6 protein-coding genes, 2 tRNA genes and 3 rRNA genes are annotated in these 14588 nt (G+C 44.7%); 4 read left to right on the top strand and 7 right to left on the bottom strand.

From position 1 onward, the window contains the following. Positions 1–61: 61 nt before the first annotated feature. Positions 62–4318: a hybrid sensor histidine kinase/response regulator transcription factor gene (locus NIASO_RS19835; protein ID WP_168128498.1), complete on the bottom strand. Its 4257-nt coding sequence runs from the start codon at positions 4316–4318 to the stop codon at positions 62–64. A 641-nt stretch (positions 4319–4959) separates the two neighbouring features. On the opposite strand from NIASO_RS19835, the gene NIASO_RS19255 reads away from it, so the two are divergent. Continuing rightward, complete coding sequence (locus NIASO_RS19255; RefSeq protein ID WP_008582501.1) at positions 4960–5256, top strand: GNAT family N-acetyltransferase; 297 nt, start codon at positions 4960–4962, stop codon at positions 5254–5256. Between the two features lie 84 nt (positions 5257–5340). Here the strand turns inward: NIASO_RS19255 and NIASO_RS19250 are convergent, their stop codons facing one another. The 6 genes from NIASO_RS19250 to NIASO_RS19220 all read right to left on the bottom strand — a co-directional run bounded on the left by NIASO_RS19250 (position 5341) and on the right by NIASO_RS19220 (position 11963). Then, positions 5341–6351: a GntR family transcriptional regulator gene (locus NIASO_RS19250; protein WP_008582503.1), complete on the bottom strand. Its 1011-nt coding sequence runs from the start codon at positions 6349–6351 to the stop codon at positions 5341–5343. A gap of 299 nt (positions 6352–6650) precedes the next feature. Further along, positions 6651–6762, bottom strand: a 5S ribosomal RNA gene (gene rrf / locus NIASO_RS19240). Positions 6763–6865: 103 nt separating this feature from the next. Further along, positions 6866–9672 (bottom strand): 23S ribosomal RNA (locus tag NIASO_RS19235). A 342-nt stretch (positions 9673–10014) separates the two neighbouring features. Further along, positions 10015–10087: transfer RNA gene (locus NIASO_RS19230), tRNA-Ala, on the bottom strand. Between the two features lie 78 nt (positions 10088–10165). Next, positions 10166–10243, bottom strand: a tRNA-Ile gene (locus tag NIASO_RS19225). A gap of 192 nt (positions 10244–10435) precedes the next feature. Further along, positions 10436–11963, bottom strand: a 16S ribosomal RNA gene (locus NIASO_RS19220). The 16S, 23S and 5S rRNA genes sit together here with 2 tRNA genes alongside, the layout of an rRNA operon. A 911-nt stretch (positions 11964–12874) precedes the next feature. Here NIASO_RS19220 and NIASO_RS19215 point away from each other — a divergent pair. The 3 genes from NIASO_RS19215 to NIASO_RS19205 are packed head-to-tail and all read left to right on the top strand — an operon-like array spanning position 12875 to position 14574. After that, on the top strand, positions 12875–13228 hold the full coding sequence (locus NIASO_RS19215; RefSeq protein WP_008582504.1) for a hypothetical protein: 354 nt from the start codon (positions 12875–12877) through the stop codon (positions 13226–13228). A gap of 12 nt (positions 13229–13240) precedes the next feature. Then, positions 13241–13879, top strand: coding sequence for a hypothetical protein (locus tag NIASO_RS19210; RefSeq protein WP_008582505.1), 639 nt, complete (start codon positions 13241–13243; stop codon positions 13877–13879). Continuing rightward, a complete protein-coding gene (locus NIASO_RS19205) occupies positions 13843–14574 on the top strand; it encodes a sensor histidine kinase (protein ID WP_008582506.1) in 732 nt (243 codons plus the stop codon). The genes NIASO_RS19210 and NIASO_RS19205 overlap by 37 nt, the downstream gene beginning before the upstream one ends. The last annotated feature ends 14 nt before the right edge of the window (positions 14575–14588 follow it).

Here is a 14588-nt window from a genome sequence, read left to right as displayed (position 1 = left end):
AAATTTTATTCCGGAACATTTTTTTAAAATTCCTGCAGCAAGGATCGCTGAAAGAGGCCTGTTACCCGGCCTGCCCTTTATTCATGATATCTTTATTTATTGTAAATTTATTAGCAAAGGGCTTGCGGTATTTTTTTATAAACTCAGAAGGGTTCATCCCAAATTGCTTGCTAAACTGCTCCCTGAAATAGCGGGCATCAAAAATGCCGATAGTGGTGGCCACTTCGTTCACATTGGCAGTTGTATCAATAAACAACCGGGCGGCTTTTCTTAAACGGACAAAGCGGATAAAGCTATTGAGCGACTGCCCCGAAACGGCTTTTACCCTTTTGGTGAGCGCCGAATAGCTCATGCCTAAAGCGGCAGCCAGCTTTTTGCCAGTAAACTCATCATCATCCAGATGTTCTTCCACCAGCCGGATGCAGGTTTCTAAAAATTGACGGTATTGCTCCGGAATTTTCGTATCCTGCGCGGTGAGGGTAATTTCATTATAGAAATAGCGTTGCAGGCTGTTCTTATTCTTCAGCAGGTTGGCCACCCGGGCTAAAAGCAGCTCCTTGTCAAAGGGTTTAATGATATAATCATCTGCGCCTTGTTTTACGCCTTGTAATTTTAATGCATCGCTGGAAGTTCCGGTAAGTAATATCACGGGAATATGTCCCAGCACCGCGCTTTCTTTGATCTTGTGACACAGGTCGATACCACTTAATCTTTCCATTGTAATATCGGTTATAATGATATCTGGCAATAGTTTTCCCGCCAGGGCGAGACCATCGGTTCCGTTAGCCGCGTCATACACTTGGTACCTCTCTTCAAAAATCAGTTTAAGGTATTCCCTGATCGTATCGTCGTCGTCAACAACCAGTACCGATTGTTTTTCGCTGGCAACCAGGCCACCGGTATCTGCTGTTACAGCCGAACGCATCGGTACCACAGGTTCCTGTCCTTCCAGATCCTGCCTTATTTCCTGGAATACTGACGGCGCGGGAACATCCTGCTGCCCTAATTGCTCCTCACTAAAATGACCGGCTCCTTTCAATAAGTGAACCTCAAAAACAGCTCCCGTTTCAGGAGTGCCTGTATATTTTATATCGCCCTGATGGGCCAATGCAAACTGGCGGGCCAGGTACAACCCAATGCCGAATCCCGGTTTTCCACCACCGGCTGCGTCTTTCGCCTGATAAAATTTTTCAAATACTTTTTCCGCGCTGTTTATGGGAATACCCGGGCCGTTATCGGCGATAACAATGTCTACACCAACAGCGGCTGCGATAATTGAAAATGAAATATTGCCTTCCGCCGGTGTATATTTCAGCGCGTTAGACAACAGGTTATAAAAAATAATTTCAAGTTTTTCCCTGTCTGCGTAAAGCTCAATTTCCGCTTCAGTACAGTTAAATTGATAGCTGATATTTTTCGCCTGAGCCTGCTGCACAAAGCATAAATAGATCTCTTTACAAAGTTCCACCAGTTCCAGTTTAGCCGGATGTATTTTATCCCAGCCGCTTTCCTCTCTGCGGAATAGTAACAGCTGGGTAGTGAGGCTCAGCATCCTGCGGGCATTCCGGTACACAATTTCCATTTCCCTTTCCTCTTTTTCGGGCAATAGTGCGCTTTTTTCCAGTATATCTTTAATGGGATTAATGATCAGCGTCAGGGGCGTTCTGAACTCGTGGGAAATATGGGTGAAGAAGGACGCGCGGCGTTCGGCCACCTCCCGCTCCTTATCTGCAATAGCTTTTTCCGTTTCCCGCTCCGACTGCTCCAGCGCCCTTTGAGTACGCTCAGTTTCCAGTTCGGCAGCATCCTTTTCATGTTCTGCTTTTTCAAGAGCCAGCGCTACCGCGGCTCTCTCCCGCTCGGCCTTTTGCCGCTGCACTTCCACTTTTTGCAAATCGACCTCATATTTTAATTGTGCCTGCCTTGAGCGGTATTTCAGATAACTATAAATAAGCGCACAGGCAATGGCTATATAAATAAGATAGGCCCACCAACTGCGGTACCAGGGCGGGAACACCCTTACAACAACGGCGATCTCGTTTTTCCAGTTGCCATTCCTGTCGGTACTTTTCACGCGAAACACATAGCGCCCCTCCCTGAGATGCGTATAGCTGGCAGTGTGATTATTGCCTGCATAACTCCAATCCTTATCCCATCCATCCATCATATAAGCATAGGATATCTTGTTGGGAACTGAATATTCGAGGGCGGCAAAGTTGAAGGTAAATACTGCATTATTGTAGGGAACCGCAATAGCCGTAATTGTTCCGCCTCCTGTTTTGCGGATATAATCCGGCATCAATGCAATCGATTTACCATCCACTACGATACCTGTAATATGCAGCGGTGCATTGCCGCTGTGACTTCCAACACTATCGGGGAAGAAAAGGTTATATCCATTAATACCCCCAAAAATAAATGCGCCGTCATGCAGCCGGGCCGCGGCATTAAAATGAAACTGGTCGCTTTCGAGCCCGTCACTGCGATAATAGTTTTTAAAACGGTGCTGTTCCGGATTGAATTTTGACAAGCCGTTAAAGGTCCCCAGCCAAAGATTCCCTTTACTATCGGGCAGGGTGGAGAAAATGCTGTTATTGCTCAGTCCTTCCGTTGTAGTATAACGGGCAATGATTTGCTGTTGTTTCCGGTCGAATAAGACCAATCCACCCCCTTCTGTTCCCAGCCATAAATGCCCCGCCCCGTCATCCGTAATCGTACGAATGAACTGCCCAATATAGAAAAACTGGTGCCGGTGATTTACCCGGTCAATCTTTACCAGGTCCGTGATCCCGCCGCCCCAGAAATTTCCCTCCTGGTCTTCGTTTAATGAAAACAGATCTGATAGGCGGTCGTCGAATAATTCAAAATCATCTTTCTCCCGGTTATAACGATAGAGCGCCCCCATGTCGCTTCCCCTGCGTAATGCAGACGCCCACAGCGTTTGATTACGATCCTCATAAAATGTATTAAACACTTTATTCGTTACACCTGTTTTTGTATTAACCGTTGTGTATCTTTTAAACGTTTGGGTTCCGGGCAACAACCGGCAAATACCGTTCGTAAACGTAGCCAGCCATATATTACCCAGGTGATCAATAGTAATATTATTAATGTTGTCGCTCGCTATGGAATTGGGATTTGCTGTATCATATCTGTAATGGATAAAACGACCGGTGCTTTTATCCAGCAGGTTTAAGCCGTTATCCTCTGTTGCCACCAGCAGGTTGCCATTGGCCAGCTCAGCTACCGATGTAATAAAATTGCCAGATAAGCTATTACTATTTCCCGGCTCATGCCTTATGGTAACGAATTTGCTCCGATTCCCGTCCAGGACATTAATACCGCCCCTTCTTGTGCCGATCCACAAACGCCCCTCCCTGTCTTTATATAACGAATAAATACCACTGCTTGACAGGTCATTGAGCCCATCGCCGCCCGGCTGGTAATGCATCTTCCCCTGTAATGGATCATAAATATTGAGACCGCCGCCCATAGTGGCAATGAACAAATGATTCGGGGAGTCAACGGCAACGGCCATGGCAATATCGGCATTGAGCTTAATGAGGGGCTTTGTCACTTTGTTCGCCGTTAGGTCGTAGGTGTAAATGCCCTCGTTTGTAGCAGCCCACAATATATTGCCGTCTGCCAGAATGTTGTTAACATATTTTATGGTCCCGTTCAGCAATGTCAGCGACCGGTCTTTATAATTAAGATTACAGATACCTTTTCCCTGAACAAAAGCCAGGGTGCGCCCAAATTTATCGAAGCCCAAAGCCTGCACTCCATAATGGTATAATTTTCTGCCAACTGAATCCTGAAACGGAATCTGAACAGCTTCAAGCGAAGCCTCTGGGCAGATCATAAGCCCTTTGAGCTCTGTTGCAATCAATATATTATTCCGCACATCGCACGCAATTGTTTTAATAACATCCCTGTCTAAACGGATGGTTTTATGCTCTATGACATTCTGATAATATACCGTCCGGAAAATATTACGCAACGGATCCAGCCGGCATACGCCCAGGCGGGTACCCAACCAAAGGTTCCCCTGATGATCCTCGGTTATCCCGTAAATAACATTACTTAACAAGGAAGTGGTATCCCCGAATTTATTTTGGTACACTTTGAAGGAATAACCATCAAAACGATTGAGACCATCTAATGTGCCAAACCACATAAACCCTTTTTTGTCCTGATAGATAGAACGAATGGTTTCATTGGACAACCCCTGCTCAACTCCTAATTTACTTACAGGCAATTGAGCCATTGCAGCGCCTGTTACCAGGAATGGGAATATGACAGTAAATAAGCGCTTCAACTTACACATTATAGCAGATCAAGGATGAAGAACAAATATAACCAGGCTTTTGAATAATAATTAATTTCTGATTATCGCCGTGATATTATTAGTCTGTTAGCAATTGACATTTTGTAAACTCAACCTTAGATATATTCGAAAAAAGCCTTATACTGACACGGTATAGTTAGCCGAAAAAGACGGCAACTCCGTTTTTTTAGGAGCGATAAAAATTGTTTGAACCTTAATGATTGTGCTATATGTTAAGTGAAAAAGAAGTTGACTTGCGCTATCAAAATGACGGAAATTTTAAAATGTTACTGTCTAAAATAATTTTAACCGCTGTTTTTGATATCATTCCTGTCAATTTCGAAGACAAAAATGGCATTTGAAGAGGGATAAAAGTTTTATTTGCACTAAGTTCTTTATTTGTAATAAATCAGTGAGTAAATCGGTGAGTATTTTTTGATACCAATTTACAAGTTGGTATAAATCATAATATTAGGGAGTAATTTCGCGACCAGTCATCCCGACAAAAAGGGATATCAAATCCAATTGAAACCTTGCAAATATTTTGATTTGCAAGGTTTTATTTTTACAGCCGTCCAAATCATTTCAAAAAACGATCTAAAAAAGAATTCGTTATCTTAAAATGAAAATGAATGATGCAAATAGTAAATAATTCCAGGGAACAACAGTTTGAAATAGAATCTGAAGGTCAAAAAGCATACCTGACCTATCGTTTTTATAAACGCAGCATCGCATTCATGCATACTTTTGTTCCGGAGTTGCTGGGTGATAAGGGCATTGCCAGCGCGCTTGCCGAAGAAGCGTTTCGCTATGCCAAAGAAATAAAAAAGTCGGTGATGGTTTATTGTCCGTTTGTAGCAGGCTTTATCAGAAGACACCCGGAATACAAGGAGCAACTCGATCCGGAATATTATCACAACAAGCGTTAAAACAGCCGCCTTTCCCGCCGCAAGCAGACGTTCAATAGGGAATTAACAGTATATTTTCTGAAAATAGAGCTAAGCAGGCCTGGTTCAAACCGAACTCCGCCTGATCATATAAAACGGGTTAGCGACTTTTTCCTTTTTATTGTTTAAAATGCATTCTGCGGCTTTCGTACCCATCGCTGCAAAATCTGTTGTAATCACGGTAATATTCAATAGATCTTTCAGGGCCGTCTCGTTAAAGGATATAACTCCTATATCTCTGCCCGGTTGCAGACCCTGTTCTTTTGCCTTCTTTAAAAGCACCGCCAAATCCGATTCCGAAGTATCTATATAAACTTTACCCGGTGTCAAGGTTTCCTCTTCCAATCCGGATAATACATCAAATTTTCTTCCTGTTTGTTCGCAAAACTTTTTTGCGCCGTCAATGATCTCTTTAGGATGCAAACTATCCGCCCTTAGTATAATTGACAATCCGGTGTACTTTGCTAAAATCTCTTTTGCTGACACCAATGCTTTATAAATATCATTTTCAAAATCCTGAAACACCTCAATGCAGTCGCTTTTTAAACCTTTTACCCGCTTGTCAAGCATCACCAATTCATCTTCTGGTATACTCTTCAAAATCTTAATAAGGTCGCTTTGCTTTAGCTTACCATCAAAATGCGGCATGATGGCGTAATAGTGGTACTGGCCAATTTTAGATTCAATAATCTCCTTTAACAGTCCAAAATTATAGTGATGCACTTGTAAATCAACCCAGGCCTTTTCTCCAAGCGCTTTTACAAAACTATTGTAAACGATTTTTTTATAGGCGCTAAGCTTATTCAAAACAAGTAATATCCGCAACTGATCCTTTTTCCTTGCCGCAACAAAATAGCCCTTGCCCGGCACCGATTGGATATATCCGCTCCGTTTCAATAAACCATAGGCTTTCTCCACCGTATCCCGTGCCACGCTATAGTCTGCACTGAATTTATTTATAGTAGGAAGCTGATCATTAAACTTAAATTGTTCCTTTTCTATTCCTTTTCTAATGAATTCAACAACCTGTTCTATCCTCGAAAGATGCTTATTTTTATTTACCAGTTTCCCTGCCATTTAATTTTAATGTTAAAGCAAACAACCAATCATTATTACCAACATATAAAATTAGGGTTTATACGGGATAATGTTCAACTGCGGGAAGAGGGAGCTATTGTTATCATCCCAGCATTTCTGCAAAGAAGCCATTTTTCGTTAGGGCGTCAAAAAATATTGGCCAGTTTTTTTTGTTTCGTCCGGCTGAACATACAGGGCGTCCGCCGCCCCGCTACGGTGCGTTATCGGGGCGGTGGACGCGGCCTGTTCACCTATGGGCATAAAAAAACCCTCCAGTAAAAAACTGAAGGGTTCAATAAGAATGGCAGCTACCTACTCTCCCGCATTGTGGTGCAGTACCATCGGCCATAAGGGGCTTAACTTCTCTGTTCGGTATGGGAAGAGGTGAACACCCTTGGAAAAACCACCATAAAATCTTTCTCGCTTTATCCCTCTCCTTTAGGAGAGGTTAGGTGAGGTAATAATATAACATATTGGAAAAACTGTCAGGAGTTTATACATAACACAATTTAAAAAATTAAAGCGTACGGGCAATTAGTACTACTCGGCTTTGATGTTACCACCTTTACACCTGTAGCCTATCAACGTCATAGTCTCTGACGGCCCTTAAAAGTAAACTCATCTTGAGGCAGGTTTCACGCTTAGATGCTTTCAGCGTTTATCCTGTCCGTACTTAGCTACTCAGCATTGCACCTGGCGGCACAACTGATACACCAGCGGTACGTACGACCCGGTCCTCTCGTACTAAGGTCATGTCCTCTCAATTTACTAACGCCCACCACAGATAGGGACCGAACTGTCTTGCGACGTTCTGAACCCAGTTCACGTGCCACTTTAATCGGCGAACAGCCGAACCCTTGGGACCTTCTCCAGCCCCAGGATGTGACGAACCGACATCGAGGTGCCAAACCTCCCCGTCGATATGAGCTCTTGGGGGAGATCAGCCTGTTATCCCCGGAGTACCTTTTATCCTTTGAGCGACGGCCCTTCCATACAGAACCGCCGGATCACTTTAGCCGACTTTCGTCCCTGCTCGACCTGTTTGTCTCACAGTCAAGCTCCCTTATACTAATGCGCTCTGCGTACGATTACCAACCGTACTGAGGGAACCTTTGCAAGCCTCCGTTACTCTTTAGGAGGCGACCACCCCAGTCAAACTACCCACCATGCACTGTGTGACTCGCGTCATTAGATTCTAAATCAAAGAAGGTTGGTATTTCAACGACCGCTCCACAATGGCTAGCGCCACTGCTTCATAGCGTCCCAACTATGCTACACATCCGTAATTCAAAATCAATGCAAAGTTGTAGTGAAGGTTCACGGGGTCTTTCCGTCCCGTGGCGGGTAACCGGCATCTTCACCGATACTACAATTTCACCGGGCTCGTGGAGGAGACAGCGTTCAACTCATTAGACCATTCGTGCAGGTCGGAACTTACCCGACAAGGAATTTCGCTACCTTAGGACCGTTATAGTTACGGCCGCCGTTTACTGGGGCTTCAGTCAGGAGCTTTGACTTGCGTCGAACACCCTTCCTTAACCTTCCAGCACCGGGCAGGTATCAGGCTCTATACGTCATCTTTCGATTTTGCAGGGCCCTATGTTTTTGTTAAACAGTTGGTTGAACCATTTTACTGAGACCACATCGCTGTGGTATGCTTTATCCCGAAGTTACAGCATCAATTTGCCTAGTTCCTTCTCCACGGCTCACCCGAGCGCCTTAGAATACTCATCCCGTCTACCTGTGTCGGTTTGCGGTACCGGCTGCTATGCTCGCTTTTCTTGGAAGCACTCTCACTGCTGCGTTTCACCCGAAGGTTCCACTCGTCTAATCCGTCAGACTAGGCAGCTAACATGCTCCGTCACTTTTAATGCATAGCAGGCGCAGGAATATTAACCTGCTTTCCATCGTCTACCCCTTTCGGGTTTGACTAAGGACCGGGCTAACCCTGATCCGATTAACGTTGATCAGGAACCCTTAGACTTTCGGCGATAAGGTTTTTCACCTTATTTATCGTTACTTATGCCTACATTTTCTTTTGAAACCGCTCCAGCATGCGTCGCCACACACCTTCGTCGCCGTTTCAATGCTCCCCTACCGATGTATCCGCCGAGGCGGACAATCATAGAGCTTCGGTTCATGGTTTAATACCCGATTATTTTCCGCGCAGAATCTCTCGACCAGTGAGCTGTTACGCACTCTTTAAATGAATTGCTGCTTCCAAGCAAACATCCTGGCTGTTATAGAAATTTCACATCGTTTGTCTAACTTAACCATGTATTGGGGACCTTAGCTGCTATTCTGGGTTATTTCCCTCTCGGCCATGGACCTTAGCGCCCACAGCCTCACTCCCGGAGATATGTACTAGCATTCGGAGTTTGTCAGGGTTTGGTAGGCGGTGAAGCCCCCTAGCCCAATCAGTAGCTCTACCTCTAGTACACTTCTAAAATCCGAGGCTGTTCCTAAAAACATTTCGGGGAGAACGAGCTATCTCTCAGTTTGATTGGCCTTTCACCCCTATCCACAGTTCATCCCAAGACTTTTCAACGTCAACGGGTTCGGTCCTCCAGTGTGTGTTACCACACCTTCAACCTGACCATGGATAGATCACAAAGTTTCGCGTCTACCCCCACTGACTAAGCGCCCTATTTGGACTCGCTTTCGCTACGGCTCCGTTTTATCAAAACTTAACCTCGCCAGTGAGGAGTAACTCGTAGGCTCATTATGCAAAAGGCACGCCGTCATCCGCCAAAGGCGGACTCCGACCGCTTGTAGGCGTACGGTTTCAGGTACTATTTCACTCCCTTATTCAGGGTGCTTTTCACCTTTCCCTTACGGTACTGGTTCACTATCGGTGTCTGAGGAGTATTTAGCCTTACCAGATGGTGCTGGCAGATTCAAGCAGGATTCCTCCGGTCCCGCCCTACTCAGGATACTACACGTCCTCGTTAATTTCCGCTTACGGGGCTATCACCCGCTTTGGCTCAATTTTCCAAAAGATTCTGCTTGATAACGATTTCTAAAAGTAGTCCTACAACCCCAGCTCCGCACGCGAAGCTGGTTTAGGCTCTTCCCTGTTCGCTCGCCACTACTTAGGGAATCATTCGTTTATTTTCTTTTCCTCCGGGTACTTAGATGTTTCAGTTCTCCGGGTTGGCTCTCATTGCTGAGTGCTATACCTTCAGTATAGCAGGTTGTCCCATTCGGAAATCTCGGGATATAATACTTGTGTGCAGTTCCCCCGAGCTTATCGCAGCTTACCACGTCCTTCATCGCCTCTCAGACCCTAGGCATCCACCATACGCCCTTAATTGCTTTAAAAAAGTTGTTAAACTTAATTAATATGAGGCCAGCATCTCTGCTGGACTTGATTTTTAGTTTAATTGTAGATTGTTACCCGACCACATTTCTTCAGACCAACCATAATAAATTATAGTGTGATGATCAAATTTGCGATCGAATTTGTTAGGTACTCTCCTAACAGTTTTTGTTTTCCAATATGTCAAAGAACTCTATTCAATTTAAAATATAAAATAATAAATTGAAAATGTAGATGTTCAGATTACGAACCTGTACGCTTTCGATACTACCGAAACGGACATCTATTATTTAAAGAACTAATTTTAAATCCTAAATTTTACATTTAGCTTTCAAAATTTCTTGTGGAGGATATCGGAGTCGAACCGATGACCCTCTGCGTGCAAGGCAGATGCTCTAGCCAACTGAGCTAACCCCCATTCTGGGCAGAAAGCTCAACGCTTAATGCTTAACGCTTTCTGGCGTTTGGCGTTCAGCTTTTAGCCTTCAGCATTTTTGGTAGACCCGACCAGATTTGAACTGGTGACCCCTACATTATCAGTGTAGTGCTCTAACCAGGCTGAGCTACGGATCTATCTAACTAATGGGCCAATGTGATAATTAGCTAATGTGCTAATTGCCGTTGGCTTTAGATGCCGTTCTCAAATTGGCCATCAGGTCTTATGTAAAGAACTTTTTTTGTAGTCCATGGTCCATTGACCATAGTCCATCGATAAATAAGTTTGAAAGATCAGGAAGCAATAGCAACAGGTAAGTGTTGCTCTAAAAAGGAGGTATTCCAGCCGCACCTTCCGATACGGCTACCTTGTTACGACTTAGCCCCAATTACCAGTTTTACCCTAGGCAGCTCCTTACGGTTACCGACTTCAGGTACACCCGGCTTTCATGGCTTGACGGGCGGTGTGTGCAAGGTCCGGGAACGTATTCACCGTATCATTGCTGATATACGATTACTAGCGATTCCAGCTTCACGCAGTCGAGTTGCAGACTGCGATCCGAACTGAGAGAAGGTTTTTGGGATTAGCTCCCTGTCACCAGGTGGCAACCCTTTGTCCTTCCCATTGTAGCACGTGTGTAGCCCTGGGCATAAAGGCCATGATGACTTGACATCATCCCCTCCTTCCTCGCGTCTTACGACGGCAGTTTCACTAGAGTTCCCAGCGTTACCTGATGGCAACTAGTGATGGGGGTTGCGCTCGTTGCGGGACTTAACCCAACACCTCACGGCACGAGCTGACGACAGCCATGCAGCACCTTGCTTTGTGTCTATTGCTAGAAATACCGCTTTCACGGTACGGCACTCGCATTCTAGCCCAGGTAAGGTTCCTCGCGTATCATCGAATTAAACCACATGCTCCACCGCTTGTGCGGACCCCCGCCAATTCCTTTGAGTTTCAATCTTGCGATCGTACTTCCCAGGTGGGATACTTAATGCTTTCGCTCAGACACTTATTGTGTATCACAAATGTCGAGTATCCATAGTTTAGGGCGTGGACTACCAGGGTATCTAATCCTGTTTGATCCCCACGCTTTCGAGCCTCAGTGTCAATATATGTGTAGCCAGCTGCCTTCGCAATTGGTGTTCTATGTCATATCTATGCATTTCACCGCTACATGACATATTCCGCTAACCTCCACAATATTCAAGACTGATAGTATCAATGGCAGTTTCCGAGTTAAGCCCGGAGATTTCACCACTGACTTACCAACCCACCTACGCTCCCTTTAAACCCAGTGAATCCGGATAACGCTTGCACCCTCCGTATTACCGCGGCTGCTGGCACGGAGTTAGCCGGTGCTTATTCATCTGGTACCGTCAGTTGAGCTAGAAAGCCCCTTTTTCGCCCCAGATAAAAGAAGTTTACAATCCAGAGGACCTTCATCCTCCACGCGGCATGGCTGGTTCAGAGTTCCCTCCATTGACCAATATTCCTTACTGCTGCCTCCCGTAGGAGTCGGGCCCGTGTCTCAGTGCCCGTGTGACTGGTCGTGCTCTCACACCAGTTAATGATCGTTGACTTGGTGCGCCGTTACCACACCAACTATCTAATCATACGCACACCCGTCTTTAAGCGTGTTGCCACTATAATATTATTGAGATGCCTCAACAACATGTTACGAAGTATTAATCCAAGTTTCCCTGGGCTATCCTCCACTTAAAGGAAGGTTGTGTACGTGTTCCTCACCCGTTTGCCGGTCGCCGCCAGGTATTGCTACCCGCGCTGCCCCTCGACTTGCATGTATTAAGCCTGCCGCTAGCGTTCATCCTGAGCCAGGATCAAACTCTCCGTTGTAAATGAGTTTTGATACTGACCGTTTAACTTCAAAGTAACGCTCGACTCGCGTCGAGCGTTCTTAAATTAACGTGTCAAATCGAATTTTAATTTTCGCTTGACTTACCTTTCTGTTCTCTCCGCATCACTGCGGAGATGTAGATTGTGCTATTGCTTCCATACTTTCAAAGAACTTTGACCAATGTGATAATGCGCAAATTTGAAAATTTGAAAATTATTCACCCGATCTCTTGTTGATAACCTAGATTCGATCCAGATCGACCCTAACAGTCATTATCAGCTTTTTCTAAAGAACTTTTTGTTGTTTTCAAACCCTGTCGTTCGATTTGGGATTGCAAAGTTAAGCGCTCTATTTTAATCTGCCAAATTTATTTCTAAATTTTTTAAAGATTTTTTTACCTAACTATCTGTATATGAAGAACTTGACAGCCATTTTTGAATCTTACTGTTTGATTTGGGACTGCAAAGATAACGGCTTTTTTCAAACTGCCAAATTTGTTTTTAAAAATTTCGAAAATTATTTTTCAAACAGTCCTTTTTCAAAACCGCAGTAGCCACCTGAGATAATAAGAATAGCCAAGGCTGAACCGGCGAAGCGCCTGCCTGGGTAATAAGATTCTAAATTACCTTTATCTGCCTGATCATGGTTTAATCGTCCCCTATTTCATTGACCCAAAGAAATCCTAATTCATCAGTCCACTTTTATTTTCACAAAAACAAGTCACAGCATTTGTCATCGGGTTGAGTGAGCGGCCGGTAGGGCTATAATCACTATATTGCGCACATCAGTGCCCTTTGGTTATATCAGCCTAAAAGTATACCCAAAAAATTTGCGCCTATACCAATTTTGATATAGGTAATGAATTTCCCATGGTAGAACTTAGTGCTTTTAAACCCTAAAAGCTTGTACGATGAAACATGAGATCCCTCTTACCGAAGCAGCGGCCATGACATACCGCTATCGTCAGAACATGGAGACTATTCTGGCACCCGATTTTCAAAACAAGGATTTGTTGCCTTTAAGTGAAACCTTTGACAGGGCGGCTATTGACGCATTGCTTGCCCAGCCGGGTTGCGCGGCTTTGCGCATCTACTATGGCATGGATACCGAACTGAAATTGCATGCCGTGCTGGTAGGTTCCGACGCTTCCAATAAAGACATTTTGCCTGCCGCAGCCGGCACGCTGGACGATGGAGAGGTTGTAGATGCCGGCATCCGCTGCCCGCCACAGTGCCCTGATCCAAGCCCGTTAAATCAACCTTAAAACAGATTTGTATTGAGTTTTACGATCATTGCAGCAATGAGTTTATTTATTGCCGTGCCCGCTTTTACAGCGTGGGCACGGCTTTCCGCTATCCCTTCAGCTTATTATCCCTTTTTGGCATTGCTTACTATCGGCCTGGTAAATGAAGTCGTGAGCATTGTGCTTATCAAAATCCACGGCAATAACATTACCGGCTACAATATTTATGCGCTCTGGTTGGCAGCTTGCACCCTTTGGCAGTTTTACCAATGGAAACAAACTGTGGTTTTTCGAATCCTATTAATATTGCTCGTATTGGTTTGGCTGACTGAATGGTATTGCAAAGGTAGTCTGGAACAATATTTTTCCTGGTTTATTATAATCCGGTCAGCTCTCATTTGTATCATCAGCATTTACATTGCCGGATACCGCATAAAGCTGGTGAACTATATACTATACCGGGATGCCGTTTTTCTTATTTGTACGGCTTTCATCATCTATTTTTCGTATGCCCTCCTGACAGAATTATACCAGGTTTGGAATTTTTCGATCAAAGAAAGCTGGCATTATTATATAGCAGGGATTATGTCGGCTATTAATTTTCTTGTCAATTGTATTTATTTATTTGCTGTATTATGTATACCTCCCAGGATTTGTTTATCCCCGCATTGATCTCCTCTTTTGTCCTGGGCATCATTTGCTCCGGTTTTTTGATCTTAATAGTGCGCACCCAACGGCGTTATTACGCCAGCCGGCATCAGGCTATTAAAAACGAATTGGAAGTACTTTGGGAAGAACGTATCCGGATTGCTATGGACCTGCACGACGACTGCGCGCCGTTGCTAACCCTGGCCTCAAGGCAAATAGAGGCCGTTCGTGATAACCGGGGCGATACCCCGTTACTACTGAACAGTGTTTATAAAAACCTTAATCTACTGAGCACGCGTCTGCGGGACGTGATCCATAACCTGGACGATGAACGTGTATTGCAGCAGGGCTTGGAAAATAGCATCCGGATTTTTATAAATCAGTACCGCATGGTAAGCCGCACCCGGTTCCGGTTTCATTATGGAGTTATCACGAACATACCTCCGGATATGATTCTTTCGCTTTACCGCATGTTACAGGAGTTGGTGCAAAACACCATTAAACATGGGGAAGCAGATGAAGTGCACGTCAGCCTAAAGCAGCAGGGAGCGATGTTGTATTTTACTTACGGGCAGAAAAGCCCAGGTTCCTTGTTTGTTGATAACGGCCAGGGCCTGGGTATGAAAAGCCTGCAACATCGCGCTTTGCTAATGGGCGGCTGCCTGGAACTGGTAAAAGAAAAAGGGATCCATTTTCAATTGCAAGTACCCTTTCGTTAACCTTAAAATCTTAT

Source organism: Niabella soli DSM 19437 (assembly GCF_000243115.2).
GTDB classification, from domain to species: domain Bacteria; phylum Bacteroidota; class Bacteroidia; order Chitinophagales; family Chitinophagaceae; genus Niabella; species Niabella soli.
Note: the sequence above shows the minus strand (reverse complement) of the source record. Positions and strands in the feature narration are given on the sequence as shown.

Excerpts from the sequence above, each read along its gene's own strand:
- NIASO_RS19250 (WP_008582503.1), bottom strand. The coding sequence starts at position 6,351 with ATGGCAGGGAAACTGGTAAATAAAAATAAGCATCTTTCGAGGATAGAA.
- NIASO_RS19255 (WP_008582501.1), top strand. The coding sequence starts at position 4,960 with ATGATGCAAATAGTAAATAATTCCAGGGAACAACAGTTTGAAATAGAA.
- NIASO_RS19205 (WP_008582506.1), top strand. The coding sequence starts at position 13,843 with ATGTATACCTCCCAGGATTTGTTTATCCCCGCATTGATCTCCTCTTTT.
- NIASO_RS19215 (WP_008582504.1), top strand. The coding sequence starts at position 12,875 with ATGAAACATGAGATCCCTCTTACCGAAGCAGCGGCCATGACATACCGC.